This is a genomic window from Bacteroides sp. MSK.20.82 (assembly GCF_019052485.1).
In the GTDB taxonomy this organism is placed as follows: domain Bacteria; phylum Bacteroidota; class Bacteroidia; order Bacteroidales; family Bacteroidaceae; genus Bacteroides; species Bacteroides thetaiotaomicron.
This window is the reverse complement of the sequence record NZ_JAHQUN010000004.1, coordinates 163,287-178,319: the sequence shown is the minus strand read 5'-3', so window position 1 is coordinate 178,319 and position 15,033 is coordinate 163,287. Positions and strand designations below refer to the sequence as shown.

Below are 15,033 nucleotides of genomic sequence, written 5' to 3'. Positions count from 1 at the left end.
AATTTGGCAACAAAAAAGGCTGCGATTTCCATTGGAAGTCGCAGCCTTCAGCTTGTATACTGATGACTCATATCTTATTTGTTATAGGGAAATAGATATGTCTTGTTGTAATATTGTACTTTCCTTACGGACTGATCAATCTTGACTGTATGTTACCGTTCATGTGATACATTACAGCAGGTATGTTGAAAGACAGACTTCTTTTCATTGGTTACGGTTTTATAGGTTTATTATTGTTCTGCTTACAAATATACAACATTAAAAGGGCTTTGTCAAGTCCTGACAGAAATAACCCGTTAAACTCTGAGAAAGTATCCTGTTTAGAAATTAATATCGGATACGTTTTTCTTGCATTCTTCAAGTCTTTCCAGCGCCTCCTTGGATAACTGTGGATAATGTAAGTCCAGTTTTTCCATGCGTTCACAGATAATTTGCCCGACGGCATATCGCATGAACCATTTGTTGTCTGCCGGAATCACATACCACGGGGCAATCTCTGTTGAAGTTTCTGTCAGTACATCCGAGTAGGCTTTCATGTAGTCGTCCCAGTATTGCCGTTCCTTGACGTCGGCAGAAGAGAATTTCCAGTTCTTTGATTCATCGTTCAGCCTCTCCATGAATCGTTTCTTTTGTTCGGCTTTTGAAACGTTCAGGAAGAATTTGATGATGACCGTCCCGTTTTCAGTCAGATAACGTTCGAAATCATTAATCTGCCGGTAGCGGCGTTTCCAAAATTCGTTGTCTATATCTTTCGCTTTTAGTATTCCGGGTAGCTTGTTGGATAACAGGATTTCGGGATGCACTTTGGCTATCAGTACATCTTCATATTGGGAACGGTTGAAGATTCCGATTCGTCCCCGTTCGGGGAGCGAACGATTAATTCTCCATAAGTAGTCATGATCCAGTTCTTCGGCAGAAGGTTGCTTAAAGGAGTACACCTGACACCCTTGCGGATTGATGCCGGACATTACATGCTTGATCGTTCCGTCTTTTCCGGCAGCATCCATTGCCTGAAAAATAACCAGAACCGAGTAGCGGTCTTGTGCATAAAGCATACTTTGCAGTTCTGACAGCTTTTCGATATTTTGGGCTAACTGTTCTTTGGCATCCTGTTTGGACATATCAGCAGTAAATGAGGGATTGAAATCGGATACATGATGTTCCTTCCCCGGTTTGGCTGTAAGCTCTTTTAAGACTTCTTTTTTCATTGTTGTATAATTAGGTTGTTATAGGTATATAACAGTTGAATAAAGAAATCAGTTCTTGCCAAATTAAGAGCGTTGAATAGTAATTCCCCAATTATGTATCAACAGATTCTACATAATTCCACACTAATTCCACAATTATATTTATATTGTCTGCTGTTTATATGTTTGATTATCAGTTATATATGGCGGAGTGAAACGTTTGGCATCTGCTTTGCTATATATTAAGTACAAGAAACAATAGTTCTATTATTCACACTTAAAAAATTACGATTATGAAAAAGGTATTAGTAGCAGTAGCATTGGTATTGGGATTAGGTAGTTCTGTAGCATTCGCACAGGAAGTAAGTAACACTCCGGCAGTGGAAACTCAGACACAAGCTCCACAGGATGAGTATACAAAGATTGAAGTGAAAGATTTGCCGGAAGCAGTGACACAGGCAATAACGAAAAGCTATGAAGATGCTACCATCAAGGAAGCGTATGTTGCCGAAAAAGAAACCGGTAAGGTTTATAAAGTAATTATCACTACAAAAGACGCCCAGGAAGTAACCGTACTTCTGAATGAAAAAGGAGAAGAAGTTAAAGAGATAAAGTAAAACTTCGAAAGTAATAACTCATAGAGAGGTTCCGGTTCGTGATGAATTGGGACCTCTCGTTCGATGTATTAGGTTCTGTATAAAGATAGTCGGCAGTAATATATACGGTAACAAAGCAAGGAGGCTTACGACTTATTTTTAAGTAATTCATAATAATGTGCATCAATGAACTGGCCATTTTTGAAGCAAGCCTTACGATGTATTCCTGCTTTCTGAAATCCTGCTTTCTCTAGCACACGCATGGATGCGGCATTGTGTTCATATACCGTAGCATATAGGCGTATTACATCTGTATGCTGAAAATAATGTTCTATAGCTCTTTCTAAAGCAGCTGTTGCAAGGCCCTTGTTCCAGTATGTTTCCGAAATCCAGTAACCGACTTCTGCATTGAAGCGTTCGACATCCGTCCCGCGGACGAATCCGATATTACCGATTGCCTCATGATTCGCCTCGATGCAATATTCATTCTGTTCCACTTGTTCCGAAGCGTATTTAATGAAGGCATCAGCATCTGTTTCTGTATATGGAAAAGGCAGCCCGTCACGACAGTTATCCCATATCTTCTTATTATTCAGATGCCTTGCTAAGGCTTTGGCATCAGATACTTTCCATGGACGAAGTATAAAATCCATATTCTTATTCTTTGTAGCTATTATGGTTTCTTTCCCGAATCTTTCCCCATGCGTGTGTGTCAAACAGGCAACTGCTGCGCATAGTCTCATACATCACCTTAAATCTCGACATCGGAATGGTATAACTCAGTATATCAGCCTCAAAATAAGGGCGTACAGATGGATCAAAGAAGCCGATGAATGTTCTGTATCCGCCTTTACGATTCTCCAGAATCGTCTGTGTGACCACAGAACTGCATCCCGACCCGAAAGTGGAAATCACTGTATCCTCCTTATTATTATCGAAGAAAGCCCAGGTGGTCAGTCCGGATAATATATCGGGATTGGCCAAAAAAAGGATTCCTTCCAAATGATCGAACGTTTCCACTTTATCTATACGGGCAAAATGCAGATATTCCTTTTCTGCCCTTGGTACTCCTAGTTGCTCAATAAAGCTTTTTACCATTTCCGGCGTCTGCTTATATCGTTCCTTTAGAGATACGAACGTCGGCACGTGCTCGGGCATATCGGTGAATCCGGTATAAAACTTACCACCGCCGCAACCAATTGTTTCCGCATTCAGACTGATGGTATTACCTCCCCTGACTTTACTCATGCTTTTAAAGAAGCATCCGTTCACTTTCCCGGTTTCATTTTCAAGAATGTCCGAGTACCAGAATACGATAGGCAATTCAGCATATTCGCCAAAAGCTTCCCGATAGTTTTCGATGAATTTTTTTATTTCCATAATTAGGTATTTTATCTACGTACAAAGTTAAAATAAAAAAGTAAGGAGCAAAGAATAAAGTCCGAAAATATACGTTTGGTATACGGAGCGATGGAGCACTGAGGGACGCTATCAGATCAAAGTTTCTATGATGGAACTATCGGCAGGAATGAATCTGAATAAATATCTGAAGCTAAGTCTGATAGCAGAGATGGGAGGATTATCGTGCAGCCGGATTGCTTATTACACAACACGTACACTGAAGGCCTTTTTCGAAGATATGTCCAGAGATACGGACCCTTATTTCAAACCGGCTGTATATGTTTCGATGGGAATGAAGTATAAGTTCTGAAAAAGTAGTAACTTTATCGCCATGTCAGTGAAACGAACATTATATTCAGCATTAAAAGTCATAGGGGTATTTCTGATCATATCCTTGATATTCAGGTGCCCGGTATCACCGGGATAGAGTTTGCGCAAAGCATTCAATATGGCTTCTGACTTTATTACAGACTCTCACTGGAACACCCATACGTTAAGTTTTGGTCTTATTTCATAAAAAAGGGTATTTTGCAAAAGAAAAAGGAGAGAACATAGTGCATTATTCCCGCGAAATGCCGTTATTTGCACTCACTAAACAATAAAAGGTTTATTTCGATTTGATTATTTCACATGAATCTTCTCATTTATTGAGCATATCCATCTCTGATTAAGAACTTCCAAAGAACTTTGTTATTGAAATTATTAATTTTTTATATTTGTATTTTATGAATTTGTACATTGGAAATCTTAACTATAACGTTAAGGAATCAGACTTGAGAAACGTAATGGAAGAGTATGGAGCAGTTGCTTCAGTTAAATTAATCACAGATCGTGAAACAAGAAGATCAAAAGGCTTTGCTTTTATTGAAATGCCGGATGATACAGAAGCAGCTAACGCTATCAAAGAATTGAATGGTGCTGAATATGTAGGCCGTCCGATGGTAGTTAAAGAGGCTTTGCCGAAGAACTAATTGACTGAATAACAATCAGTATATAAAAAGAAGGTGTGTTGGTGATCCCAACACACCTTCTTTCGTTTCTGCAGAATCCTGGCCGGACTATTTCTTAAAGTCCAAAGAATTTATCTCTCTTTTTATTGTCTGCGGTTATTTTTTTCTTACCTTTGGTTCACTAACAACAAACCGATAGAAGATGAATCAAGAACTTTTAATGAATCCTAACTGTCTGGTGGCTGCTTTGGAAAAGCCTGCCGCCGAGTTTACTAAGGCAGATATTATTTCTTTTATTCAGAAGAATAATATCCGTATGGTCAATTTCATGTATCCTGCTGCTGACGGGCGACTGAAAACATTGAATTTTGTAATTAATAATGCGGCTTATCTGGATGCGATCCTTACTTGTGGAGAGCGGGTGGACGGTTCCAGCCTGTTTCCTTTTATAGAGGCGGGGAGTAGCGACCTGTATGTAGTGCCTCGTTTCCGTACCGCTTTTGTCGATCCGTTTGCAGAAATACCGACACTTTCGATGCTTTGTTCTTTCTTCAATAAAGACGGTGAGCCATTGGAAAGTTCTCCGGAACATACTTTGCATAAAGCGTGTAAAGCATTTACTGATGTCACAGGTATGGAGTTTCAGGCGATGGGTGAGCTGGAATACTATGTTATTTCACCGGATACAGGAATGTTTCAGGCTACAGATCAACGCGGTTATCATGAATCTGCTCCGTATGCTAAGTTTAACGATTTCCGTACGCAGTGTATGTCATATATAGCTCAGACGGGTGGGCAGATAAAATATGGTCATTCCGAGGTTGGGAATTTTACATTGGATGGCATGATTTATGAACAGAACGAAATAGAGTTCCTGCCTGTTCATGCCGAAGATGCGGCAGATCAATTGATGATTGCCAAATGGGTGATTCGTAACTTGGGATACAGATATGGGTATAATGTGACATTCGCGCCTAAGATTACGGCTGGAAAAGCCGGGTCAGGTCTACATGTTCACATGCGTATTGTAAAGGACGGACAAAATCAGATGCTGAAAGACGGTGTATTGTCGGAAACAGCCCGTAAGGCAATCGCCGGAATGATGGAACTTGCTCCTTCTATTACAGCCTTCGGAAATACCAATCCTACTTCTTACTTCCGTTTGGTTCCTCATCAGGAAGCACCGACCAATGTTTGCTGGGGAGATCGCAACCGTTCTGTATTGGTGCGTGTACCGTTGGGCTGGGCTGCCAAGACCGATATGTGTACTTTGGCAAATCCATTGGAAAGCGAAAGTCATTTTGATACCAGCCAGAAACAAACGGTAGAAATGCGTTCTCCGGATGGTTCGGCAGATTTGTATCAGCTGCTTGCGGGACTGGCTGTTGCCTGCCGTCATGGTTTTGAGATAGAACAGGCATTGGACATTGCAAAGAGAACGTATGTAAATGTAAATATCCATCAGAAAGAGAATGAGGACAAGCTGAAAGCATTGGCTCAATTGCCGGATAGTTGTGCGGCATCTGCCGAATGTTTGCAAAAACAACGTGCTGTCTTCGAGCAATATAATGTATTTAGTCCGGCTATGATTGACGGTATTATACGCAAGCTCCGTAGTTATGAGGACAAAACATTACGTGCCGACATGGAAGGCAAACCGGAAGAAATGCTGGAACTGGTACATAAGTATTTCCACTGTGGATAAGCAATAAAAGCATTCTGCTTATAAAAATACTACAACTAAAAGAGGGTGCACTTCACAATGAAGTGCACCCTCTTTTAGTTAATCTTCATTATTATCTTCTTCATCATCTACCAGGTTATTGAGTTCAAGTTCCAAGTCTACCAAGTCTTGTTCCCATAACTTTATGATATCTTTCGGTGTATCTTTGGCTGCCTTCTTAATTCTTTCCTGAGCAACAGATACTTCATGCTCTAATTGACTACGTCTGCTCATACAATTCAATATTTAATTAATAAAATTATAAACAAACAGTAAGGAGAATAGTTCGATGGGATGAATTTAAAAATGGACGGGATGAACTATTTATAAATAAGGGCTGTTGTAGTCTAAAATCTTTTTAAATATACAATTATGCTCAATTTATTAGCCGTGTTTTTAGTCTGTTCAGGTATCGGAATTGCAGTTCACATAGCAATCGATCTGACACATCGTCCACAATCAATGAAGATAATGAATGCAGTATGGATATTGACTGCATTGTGGGGAAGTTACTTAGCTTTATGGGCTTATAATAAGTTCGGACAAGGTGCTCCCATGAAGATGGGAGGTGGTGAAATGAAAATGGATATGTCCGGTATGAAAGACATGAATATGGATATGTCGATGGGAGATATGTCCATGAAACATCCTCATTGGCAGTCTGTGGCTTTATCGGCTTTACATTGTGGAGCAGGCTGCACATTGGCTGATATAATAGGAGAGTGGTTCACTAATTATATCCCGGTAACCGTTGCAGGAAGTCAGCTTATAGGAAACTGGGTACTTGATTTTATATTGGCGTTAATCATCGGAGTTTATTTTCAATTCTATGCTATTCGGGAGATGGAGAGGATATCGGTGGGAAAGGTACTGTCCCGTGCTTTTAAAGCAGATTTCTTTTCTCTGTTGTCTTGGCAAATCGGAATGTATGGCTGGATGGCAATCGTTTATTTTGTTTTATTTGTCAATGAGCCTTTGCCTAAAGACACATGGATATTTTGGTTTATGATGCAGCTGGCTATGCTTTTTGGCTTTTTCTGTGCTTATCCGATGAATGCTTTATTAATAAAGTTAGGCGTGAAAAAGGGAATGTAAATTTCAGATATTACTTTATCATCGCGGGGATATATTGGTACATAAAATAGAACCACACGGAGAAACAAAAGCCCAAAGCTCTATTTCTCCGTGTGGTTCTGTTTATCTTTTCAGTAACTTAGGAATATCCGAAGGCTCTTGTGCAACTCGTATGCCGGCAGCTTCTAAAGCCTCTATTTTGTCTTTTGCCGAGCCGGAACCTCCCGAGATAATGGCTCCTGCGTGGCCCATCTGTTTTCCCGGAGGAGCAGACTGTCCGGCAATAAATGCTACTACAGGCTTATTTACATGACTGCGAATATATTCAGCAGCCTGTTCTTCCGCGTTTCCTCCGATTTCTCCGATTAACACAATTGCTTTCGTTTCAGGATCATTCTGGAACATTTCCAGTAGTTTAAGGAAATGCAGACCTACCACAGGATCTCCTCCGATGCCGATTGCAGTAGACTGTCCCATACCATTAGTCGTTAAGTGATATACTATTTCATAAGTGAGTGTTCCACTACGGCTGATGACACCGACATTTCCTTTCTGAAAGACTTGTCCCGGAAGGATTCCTACCATACTTTCTCCGGGAGAAATAAGTCCCGGACAGTTGGGGCCAACCAACATTGCCCCTCTTTGTTCGGCAAACCGATGTGCTTTGATGACATCCAGGGTCGGAATACCTTCTGCGATACAGACTATTAGCCGGATGCCTGCATCCGCAGCTTCCATAATGGTATCTGCTGCAAAACGGGCCGGCACAAAGATGATGGAAGTATTAGCCTGTGTCTGTTTTACAGCTTCATGCATCGTATTGAATACCGGAATACCGTCTACTTCCGTACCTCCCTTGCCCGGAGAAGTGCCGCCAACGACATTCGTTCCATATTCTTTCATCTTCTTGGCATGAAAAAGCCCGTCTCTACCGGTAATACCTTGTACAATCAAACGGGTGGATTTATCTATTAATATACTCATTGTTCCTTCATTTTTTATGTGATTTCATCTTAAGATTTGATAGCCATTAAAGCGGCTTCCTGCATAGTTGTAGCTATCTGAAAACGGCTATGGTTGCGTAAAAGATCACGTCCGAGATGCTCATTGGTTCCTGTGAGCCGGACAATGACAGGTATATCACTCTTAATCTGATCGAATGCCTGAATAAGACCGATGGCTACATCGTCACAACGGGTGATTCCTCCGAAAATGTTTATCAGGACGACCTTTACTTTCTCGTCCTGTAAGAGAAGTTTCATAGCTTCAACCACCTTGACAGGGTTCGAACTACCGCCAATATCAAGGAAGTTGGCAGGATTTCCCCCATGAAGTTTTATCATATCCATTGTTGCCATAGCAAGTCCGGCGCCATTTACCATACAGCCTATATTTCCATCCATGTGAACGTAGCTGAATCCTTTGTTTTTAGCATCCGCTTCTACTTTTTCTTCTTCTGTAGGATCAAACAAACTCAGTACATCCGGATGGCGGTAAAGAGCATTATCGTCAAAAACAATTTTGGCGTCAATAGCCATCAATATGCCTTTGGCGGTAAGAGCCAATGGATTTACTTCAACCAGCGATGCGTCATTCTCCATGAAAATTTTGTAGAGTGCTTGCAGAATAGCGGCCATTCTGCCGGCTTGTTCTATGTGAGGGAAGAGCGAGAATGCGAAACGGCGTGCCAGATAATCAGGCAGACCGATGAATGGGTCAATAGCATAGCGAATGATTTTTTCCGGTGATTGCCGGGCTACTTCTTCGATATCCATACCACCGGACGCACTCATCATAAGGATGACCGAGCGTGTGTTTCTGTCAATGGTGAAGCTGACATAGTATTCTGCGGCAATATCAACCGCCTCGCTGACCAGTATCTGATTGACAGGAAGCCCTTTAATACTCATACCCAGAATGTTTTTAGCTTCCTGATAGGTATCTTCTGTATTATCTACCAGTTTAACACCTCCGGCTTTTCCCCGTCCGCCGGTCAGCACTTGTGCTTTAATAACCACTCTGTCCGAGCCCATTCTCTTGTATGCGGCAACTGCGCCGGCAGCCGTTCGACATAGGGTATGCCTTTCAACAGGGATCCCATACTTGGAGAAAATTTCTTTTGCTTGATATTCATGTATTTTCATGGTCCGCGAATTTGAATAAATGATTCCTATAATGAAAACAAGTGAAAGATTCGGAATGTTTGCTCGTAGAGAAGACTAATGGTGTGTTTTACAGCATATTAATTGTCTCATGTTTGACTAATAAGCATAAAAAAAGCGTATCGGCAAACTAGTCGACACGCTCTATAGTTGAGAAAAGGTAAAGTATATCTACGAATGCTTATGCAATGCCGTGAGCGCTTACTGTACCATCTATTTTCTTGATCAATCCCTGCAATACTGCACCCGGTCCGCATTCTGTAAAATCAGTAGCACCATCGGCAACCATATTCTTAACAGACTGAGTCCAACGTACGGAAGCAGTCAGCTGGGCAACCAGATTCTTTTTGATTTCTGCGGGATCAGTATGAGGAAGTGCATCCACATTCTGATATACCGGACATTTGGGAGTATGGATTTCTGTTGCGTTGATAGCAGCTTCCAGCTCAACTTTAGCCGGGTCCATCAACGGAGAGTGGAAAGCACCACCTACTTTTAATGGGAGAGCACGTTTTGCACCGGCAGCTTTCATCAGTTCGCAGGCTTTTTCGATGCCTGGTACAGAACCGGAGATTACGATTTGTCCCGGGCAGTTATAGTTGGCAGGTACGCAAACTTCACCTTCTGCATTAACAGATGCACAGATTTCTTCTACCTTTTCATCCGGCAATGCAATGATAGCGGCCATCGTAGAAGGAGTTGCTTCGCAAGCTTTTTGCATAGCCATTGCACGAGCATAAACCAGTTTCAATCCGTCTTCAAAGCTCAGGGCACCGGCAGCCACCAATGCAGAGAACTCACCGAGTGAGTGTCCGGCTGTCATTTCCGGTTTGAAATCATCGCCCATACAAAGAGCAGAGATAACAGAGTGAAGGAATACGGCAGGTTGAGTAACCTTTGTCTGACGAAGGTCTTCGTCTGTACCATTGAACATGATATCTGTAATGCGATATCCGAGGATATCATTTGCTTTTTCAAACAATTCTTTTGCTAAAGCTGAGTTTTCATACAGGTCTTTACCCATTCCTACGAACTGAGCACCTTGACCGGGAAATACAAATGCTTTCATATCTTTATTATTTAATTGATTTTTAAATGCGGGTGCAAAGTTACAGATTTTTATGATACGACCGCACAAAATGTACACATTTGTGCAATGGAGTCGGGAAAATGCCACAGAGGTCCGTTGCCATGGCCTATATTCAAGTCCTTGCCTGCAATGATGGCATGAGTAATGTATTCTTTAGCGTGACGGATGGATTCTTTCATCGAATATCCTTTTGCCAGATAGCTTGCAATAGCGGAGGAGAGGGTACACCCGGTCCCATGCAGGTTTTTACTTTCTATCTTTTTCTCTTCATATATATAATAGGTGTGATCCGGAGAATATAAGAGGTCGCACATTTGATCGCCTTCCAGATGTCCGCCTTTGATCAGGATATGGATCTGATAACTGTCGGAGAGTTGTTTGGCAGCTTCCAGCATATCCTGTGTATTTTGGATGCTCTTGCCTGTCAGCACCTTTGCTTCATCGATATTGGGGGTGACTAATGTGACAAGCGGCAAAAGTTCTTTCTTAATCTCTTCGATGGCTTCATTTGTCATCAGCTTCCGGCCGCTGGTAGATACCATCACCGGGTCATAAATGATGTGCTCCGGTGAATATTTCCGTATACAGTCGGCAATGACATGAACGATCTGAATATCGTTAACCATGCCTATTTTTATAGCGACAGGCTGCAAGTCCTCCATCACCGCTTCGATTTGTCCGCAAACAATTTCGGGTGGTATTGCATGGACGGCGCGTACCCCTAGAGTGTTTTGCACAGTGACGGCGGTGATAGCAGATGCCGCATAGCCTCCTAATGCCGAGATTGTTTTGATATCTGCCTGAATGCCCGCTCCTCCCGAACAATCGGAACCGGCAATGGATAAAATGACGGGATGACGTTCCATTTTAGATTTTTTAATATTTATCCGGCAAAGATAGAATAAAAACGGCAAGATACAAAATGGGATATCGTTTGAAATACAATAAGTCCGTTGCCGGAGAAGACAAAGGGTGAATATGAAAAGTGCTGATAATAAAGAGTCATTCCGCTTTTTGTACTTTATACAATTACTCGTTGCCGGAACGGGTAAAATACATATTGTAATTCAGAAGATAACACTAAGTACTCATATTGTAGATTGTATGATATGTATATCTATGAAAAACAATGTTTTATAGCATGTCATTTGTTATTGTTCGAATCATAAAGCGCCTCTATATTTGCACCGTATTAAAGAAAAGGATATGCAAAGTATACAGAAAAAAGCACCCTTGGCAAACAATCACATATCAGTAGACTGTGTAGTGATTGGTTTTGACGGAGAACAACTCAAAGTGTTACTTGTAAAACGTGCGGGCGAAGATAATGGTGAAGTGTATCACGATATGAAACTTCCCGGTAGCCTTATCTATATGGATGAAGATTTGGATGAAGCAGCACAACGTGTACTGTATGAATTGACGGGGCTCAGAAATGTAAACCTGATGCAATTCAAGGCATTCGGCTCTAAAAACAGAACCAGTAATCCAAAGGATGTACGTTGGCTGGAACGGGCTATGCAGTCAAAAGTTGAACGTATCGTGACAATTGCTTATCTGTCGATGGTGAAAATAGATCGGGCACTGGACAAGAATCTGGATGATCATCAGGCCTGTTGGATTGCCTTGAAAGATGTGATGACGTTGGCTTTCGACCATAATCTGATTATTAAAGAGGCAATGACCTATATCCGTCAGTTTGTGGAGTTCAATCCTTCCATGCTGTTTGAGTTGCTTCCACGTAAATTTACCGCTGCTCAGTTGAGGACTCTTTTTGAGTTGGTATATGACAAGCCTGTGGATGTACGCAATTTCCATAAGAAAATAGCGATGATGGAATATGTAGTTCCTTTGGAAGAAAAACAGCAGGGGGTAGCTCATCGTGCAGCACGTTATTATAAATTTGATAAGAAGATATATAATAAGGTGAGACGGTAGTAGGTAATAAGTAATAAGTGAACAGGCTGTCTGTTTAAATATATAATTCAAAATTTTAAAAATCATCATGTTTCTATTAGGTTATGATATAGGTAGCTCGTCCGTTAAAGCGAGTCTGGTCAATGCTGAAACAGGTAAATGTGTATCGTCAGCGTTCTTCCCGAAAACAGAAGCGAAGATTATCGCAGTTAATCCCGGATGGGCAGAACAAGATCCTGAGAGTTGGTGGGAAAACCTGAAGTTGTCCACGCAAGCTATTATGGCGGAGTCAGGAGTGAGTGCTGCTGAGATTAAAGCTATCGGTATTTCCTATCAAATGCACGGACTGGTATGTGTAGATAAGAATCAGCAAGTATTGCGTCCTGCCATTATCTGGTGTGATTCTCGTGCGGTGCCTTTTGGGCAGCAAGCATTTGAAACAATCGGAGAGGAGAGATGCCTTTCTCATTTGCTGAACTCACCCGGTAACTTTACAGCGTCTAAACTGGCTTGGATCAAACAAAATGAACCGGCTGTCTATGAGCAGATATATAAGATAATGCTTCCGGGGGATTATATCGCCATGAAGTTAAGCGGAGATATCTGCACGACTGTTTCCGGTCTTTCGGAAGGAATGTTCTGGGACTTCAAAAATAATCGTGTAGCCGATTTCCTGATGGATTACTATGGCTTCGACTCTTCACTTATTGCGGATATCAAACCGACTTTTGCAGAACAAGGGCGTGTAAATGCAGTTGCTGCGAATGAACTGGGATTGAAGGAAGGAACACCGATTACTTATCGTGCCGGTGACCAGCCGAACAATGCGCTTTCTTTGAATGTGTTCAATCCGGGTGAAATCGCTTCTACGGCAGGAACATCGGGAGTTGTCTATGGTGTGAATGGTGAAGTGAATTATGATCCTCAATCCCGTGTCAACACCTTTGCGCACGTGAATCATACGATGGAACAGACACGTCTGGGAGTATTACTTTGCATCAACGGAACAGGGATTCTCAATTCATGGGTAAAAAGAAATATAGCTCCCGAAGGTATCTCGTACAATGAAATGAATGTGTTGGCTTCCAAGGCGCCGATCGGGAGCGCAGGTATCAGCATCCTGCCTTTTGGTAATGGTGCGGAACGTATGCTGAATAATAAGGAGATAGGTTGCAGCATTCGGGGGGTAGACTTCAATGCACATGGCAAACATCATATTATTCGTGCTGCACAGGAAGGAATTGTATTTTCTTTTAAATACGGTATCGACATTATGGAACAAATGGGAATTCCGGTCAAAAAGATTCATGCCGGCCATGCAAATATGTTCCTTAGCTCCATCTTCCGTGATACATTGGCAGGAGTGACCGGAGCCACTATCGAACTTTATGATACGGACGGTTCTGTAGGAGCAGCGAAGGGCGCGGGTATCGGTGCAGACATTTATAAAGATAATAATGAGGCATTTGCAACTCTTGATAAACTGGATGTTATCGAACCGAATATAGCTAAACGTCAGGAATACGCCGACGCATACGCCAGATGGAAATATAATATAAATAACGATATAATAACTTTTTAAATAACAAGAATTATGGCAACAAAAGAATTTTTTCCGGGAATTGAAAAGATTAAATTTGAAGGTAAAGATAGTAAGAACCCGATGGCATTCCGTTATTACGATGCAGAGAAGGTGATTAATGGTAAAAAGATGAAGGATTGGCTGAGATTCGCTATGGCATGGTGGCACACATTGTGTGCTGAAGGTGGTGATCAGTTCGGTGGCGGAACAAAGCAATTTCCATGGAATGGTAATGCAGATGCTATACAGGCAGCAAAAGATAAGATGGATGCAGGATTTGAATTCATGCAGAAGATGGGTATCGAATACTATTGCTTCCATGACGTAGACTTGGTTTCGGAAGGTGCCAGTGTAGAAGAATACGAAGCTAACCTGAAAGAAATCGTAGCTTATGCAAAACAGAAACAGGCAGAAACCGGTATCAAACTATTGTGGGGTACTGCTAATGTATTCGGTCACGCTCGCTATATGAACGGTGCAGCTACCAATCCTGACTTCGATGTAGTAGCTCGTGCTGCTGTTCAGATTAAAAATGCGATTGATGCAACGATTGAACTTGGCGGAGAGAATTATGTATTCTGGGGTGGTCGTGAAGGATATATGTCTCTTCTGAACACAGATCAGAAACGTGAAAAAGAACACCTTGCACAGATGTTGACGATTGCTCGTGACTATGCCCGTGCCCGTGGTTTCAAAGGTACTTTCCTGATCGAACCGAAACCGATGGAACCGACTAAACATCAATATGACGTAGATACGGAAACTGTAATCGGCTTCCTGAAAGCTCATGGTCTGGATAAGGATTTCAAAGTAAATATCGAGGTGAATCACGCAACTTTGGCAGGTCACACTTTCGAGCATGAATTGGCTGTAGCTGTAGACAATGGTATGTTGGGCTCAATTGACGCCAATCGTGGTGACTATCAGAATGGCTGGGATACAGACCAATTCCCGATCGACAATTATGAACTGACTCAGGCTATGATGCAGATTATCCGTAATGGTGGTCTCGGTACCGGTGGTACGAACTTTGATGCTAAAACCCGTCGTAATTCTACTGATCTGGAAGATATCTTTATCGCTCACATCGCAGGTATGGACGCTATGGCCCGTGCACTCGAAAGCGCAGCAGCTCTGCTCGACGAGTCTCCCTATAAGAAGATGCTGGCTGACCGTTATGCTTCATTCGATGGCGGCAAAGGTAAAGAATTTGAAGACGGCAAGCTGACTCTGGAGGATGTGGTTGCTTATGCAAAAACAAAAGGCGAACCGAAACAGACTAGCGGCAAGCAAGAACTTTATGAGGCAATTCTGAATATGTATTGCTAATTAATATTTAAAACAGGCGGTA

At 41.9% G+C, this 15,033-nt stretch carries 16 protein-coding genes; 8 read left to right on the top strand and 8 right to left on the bottom strand.

What is annotated here, in order from left to right:
- Positions 1 to 320: 320 nt before the first annotated feature.
- Entirely contained in the window at positions 321 to 1,208 is an 888-nt protein-coding gene (locus tag KTR07_RS06545) for a polyphosphate kinase 2 family protein (protein ID WP_008765640.1), read from the bottom strand.
- Between the two features lie 272 nt (positions 1,209 to 1,480).
- On the opposite strand from KTR07_RS06545, the gene KTR07_RS06540 reads away from it, so the two are divergent.
- Positions 1,481 to 1,804: a hypothetical protein gene (locus tag KTR07_RS06540; RefSeq protein ID WP_008765641.1), complete on the top strand. Its 324-nt coding sequence runs from the start codon at positions 1,481 to 1,483 to the stop codon at positions 1,802 to 1,804.
- A 125-nt stretch (positions 1,805 to 1,929) separates the two neighbouring features.
- Here the strand turns inward: KTR07_RS06540 and KTR07_RS06535 are convergent, their stop codons facing one another.
- Both KTR07_RS06535 and KTR07_RS06530 read right to left on the bottom strand, forming a co-directional pair.
- Complete coding sequence (locus tag KTR07_RS06535; protein WP_011107442.1) at positions 1,930 to 2,436, bottom strand: GNAT family N-acetyltransferase; 507 nt, start codon at positions 2,434 to 2,436, stop codon at positions 1,930 to 1,932.
- A gap of 4 nt (positions 2,437 to 2,440) precedes the next feature.
- Positions 2,441 to 3,163 (bottom strand): DUF169 domain-containing protein, encoded by a 723-nt coding sequence (locus tag KTR07_RS06530; protein ID WP_011107443.1) that lies wholly within the window; start codon positions 3,161 to 3,163, stop codon positions 2,441 to 2,443.
- Between the two features lie 67 nt (positions 3,164 to 3,230).
- Here KTR07_RS06530 and KTR07_RS06525 point away from each other — a divergent pair, with 67 nt between their 5' ends.
- The 3 genes from KTR07_RS06525 to KTR07_RS06515 all read left to right on the top strand — a co-directional run bounded on the left by KTR07_RS06525 (position 3,231) and on the right by KTR07_RS06515 (position 5,839).
- Positions 3,231 to 3,494, top strand: coding sequence for a DUF6268 family outer membrane beta-barrel protein (locus tag KTR07_RS06525; protein ID WP_224200682.1), 264 nt, complete (start codon positions 3,231 to 3,233; stop codon positions 3,492 to 3,494).
- Between the two features lie 415 nt (positions 3,495 to 3,909).
- On the top strand, positions 3,910 to 4,155 hold the full coding sequence (locus KTR07_RS06520) for an RNA-binding protein (protein ID WP_008765643.1): 246 nt from the start codon (positions 3,910 to 3,912) through the stop codon (positions 4,153 to 4,155).
- A gap of 181 nt (positions 4,156 to 4,336) precedes the next feature.
- On the top strand, positions 4,337 to 5,839 hold the full coding sequence (locus KTR07_RS06515) for a glutamine synthetase family protein (RefSeq protein ID WP_008765644.1): 1,503 nt from the start codon (positions 4,337 to 4,339) through the stop codon (positions 5,837 to 5,839).
- Positions 5,840 to 5,917: 78 nt separating this feature from the next.
- Here KTR07_RS06515 and KTR07_RS06510 read toward each other — a convergent pair whose 3' ends face one another.
- Positions 5,918 to 6,091 (bottom strand): hypothetical protein, encoded by a 174-nt coding sequence (locus KTR07_RS06510; RefSeq protein ID WP_008761485.1) that lies wholly within the window; start codon positions 6,089 to 6,091, stop codon positions 5,918 to 5,920.
- A 138-nt stretch (positions 6,092 to 6,229) separates the two neighbouring features.
- Here KTR07_RS06510 and KTR07_RS06505 point away from each other — a divergent pair, with 138 nt between their 5' ends.
- The gene (locus tag KTR07_RS06505) at positions 6,230 to 6,952 is read left to right on the top strand and encodes a DUF4396 domain-containing protein (RefSeq protein WP_008765645.1); all 723 of its coding nucleotides are present in this window, start codon (positions 6,230 to 6,232) and stop codon (positions 6,950 to 6,952) included.
- Between the two features lie 102 nt (positions 6,953 to 7,054).
- On the opposite strand, the gene sucD is transcribed toward KTR07_RS06505, so the two are convergent.
- From sucD to thiD, 4 genes are all read right to left on the bottom strand, one after another.
- Positions 7,055 to 7,915, bottom strand: a complete 861-nt coding sequence (sucD, locus tag KTR07_RS06500; protein WP_008765646.1) for a succinate--CoA ligase subunit alpha — start codon at positions 7,913 to 7,915, stop codon at positions 7,055 to 7,057.
- A gap of 29 nt (positions 7,916 to 7,944) precedes the next feature.
- Entirely contained in the window at positions 7,945 to 9,075 is a 1,131-nt protein-coding gene (gene sucC, locus KTR07_RS06495) for an ADP-forming succinate--CoA ligase subunit beta (protein ID WP_008765647.1), read from the bottom strand.
- A 199-nt stretch (positions 9,076 to 9,274) separates the two neighbouring features.
- Positions 9,275 to 10,162 carry an ACP S-malonyltransferase gene (gene fabD, locus KTR07_RS06490; protein ID WP_008765648.1) on the bottom strand — a complete coding sequence of 296 codons (888 nt, stop codon included), beginning with the start codon at positions 10,160 to 10,162 and terminating at the stop codon, positions 9,275 to 9,277.
- 50 nt (positions 10,163 to 10,212) lie between these two features.
- Positions 10,213 to 11,049 carry a bifunctional hydroxymethylpyrimidine kinase/phosphomethylpyrimidine kinase gene (gene thiD, locus KTR07_RS06485; RefSeq protein ID WP_008765649.1) on the bottom strand — a complete coding sequence of 279 codons (837 nt, stop codon included), beginning with the start codon at positions 11,047 to 11,049 and terminating at the stop codon, positions 10,213 to 10,215.
- Positions 11,050 to 11,389: 340 nt separating this feature from the next.
- Between thiD and KTR07_RS06480 the strand changes: the two genes are divergently transcribed.
- The 3 genes from KTR07_RS06480 to xylA all read left to right on the top strand — a co-directional run bounded on the left by KTR07_RS06480 (position 11,390) and on the right by xylA (position 15,011).
- Entirely contained in the window at positions 11,390 to 12,121 is a 732-nt protein-coding gene (locus KTR07_RS06480; protein WP_011107446.1) for an NUDIX domain-containing protein, read from the top strand.
- Positions 12,122 to 12,188: 67 nt separating this feature from the next.
- Positions 12,189 to 13,682, top strand: coding sequence for a xylulokinase (locus KTR07_RS06475; protein WP_217315257.1), 1,494 nt, complete (start codon positions 12,189 to 12,191; stop codon positions 13,680 to 13,682).
- 12 nt (positions 13,683 to 13,694) lie between these two features.
- Positions 13,695 to 15,011, top strand: a complete 1,317-nt coding sequence (gene xylA, locus KTR07_RS06470; protein WP_011107447.1) for a xylose isomerase — start codon at positions 13,695 to 13,697, stop codon at positions 15,009 to 15,011.
- Positions 15,012 to 15,033 lie beyond the last annotated feature (22 nt).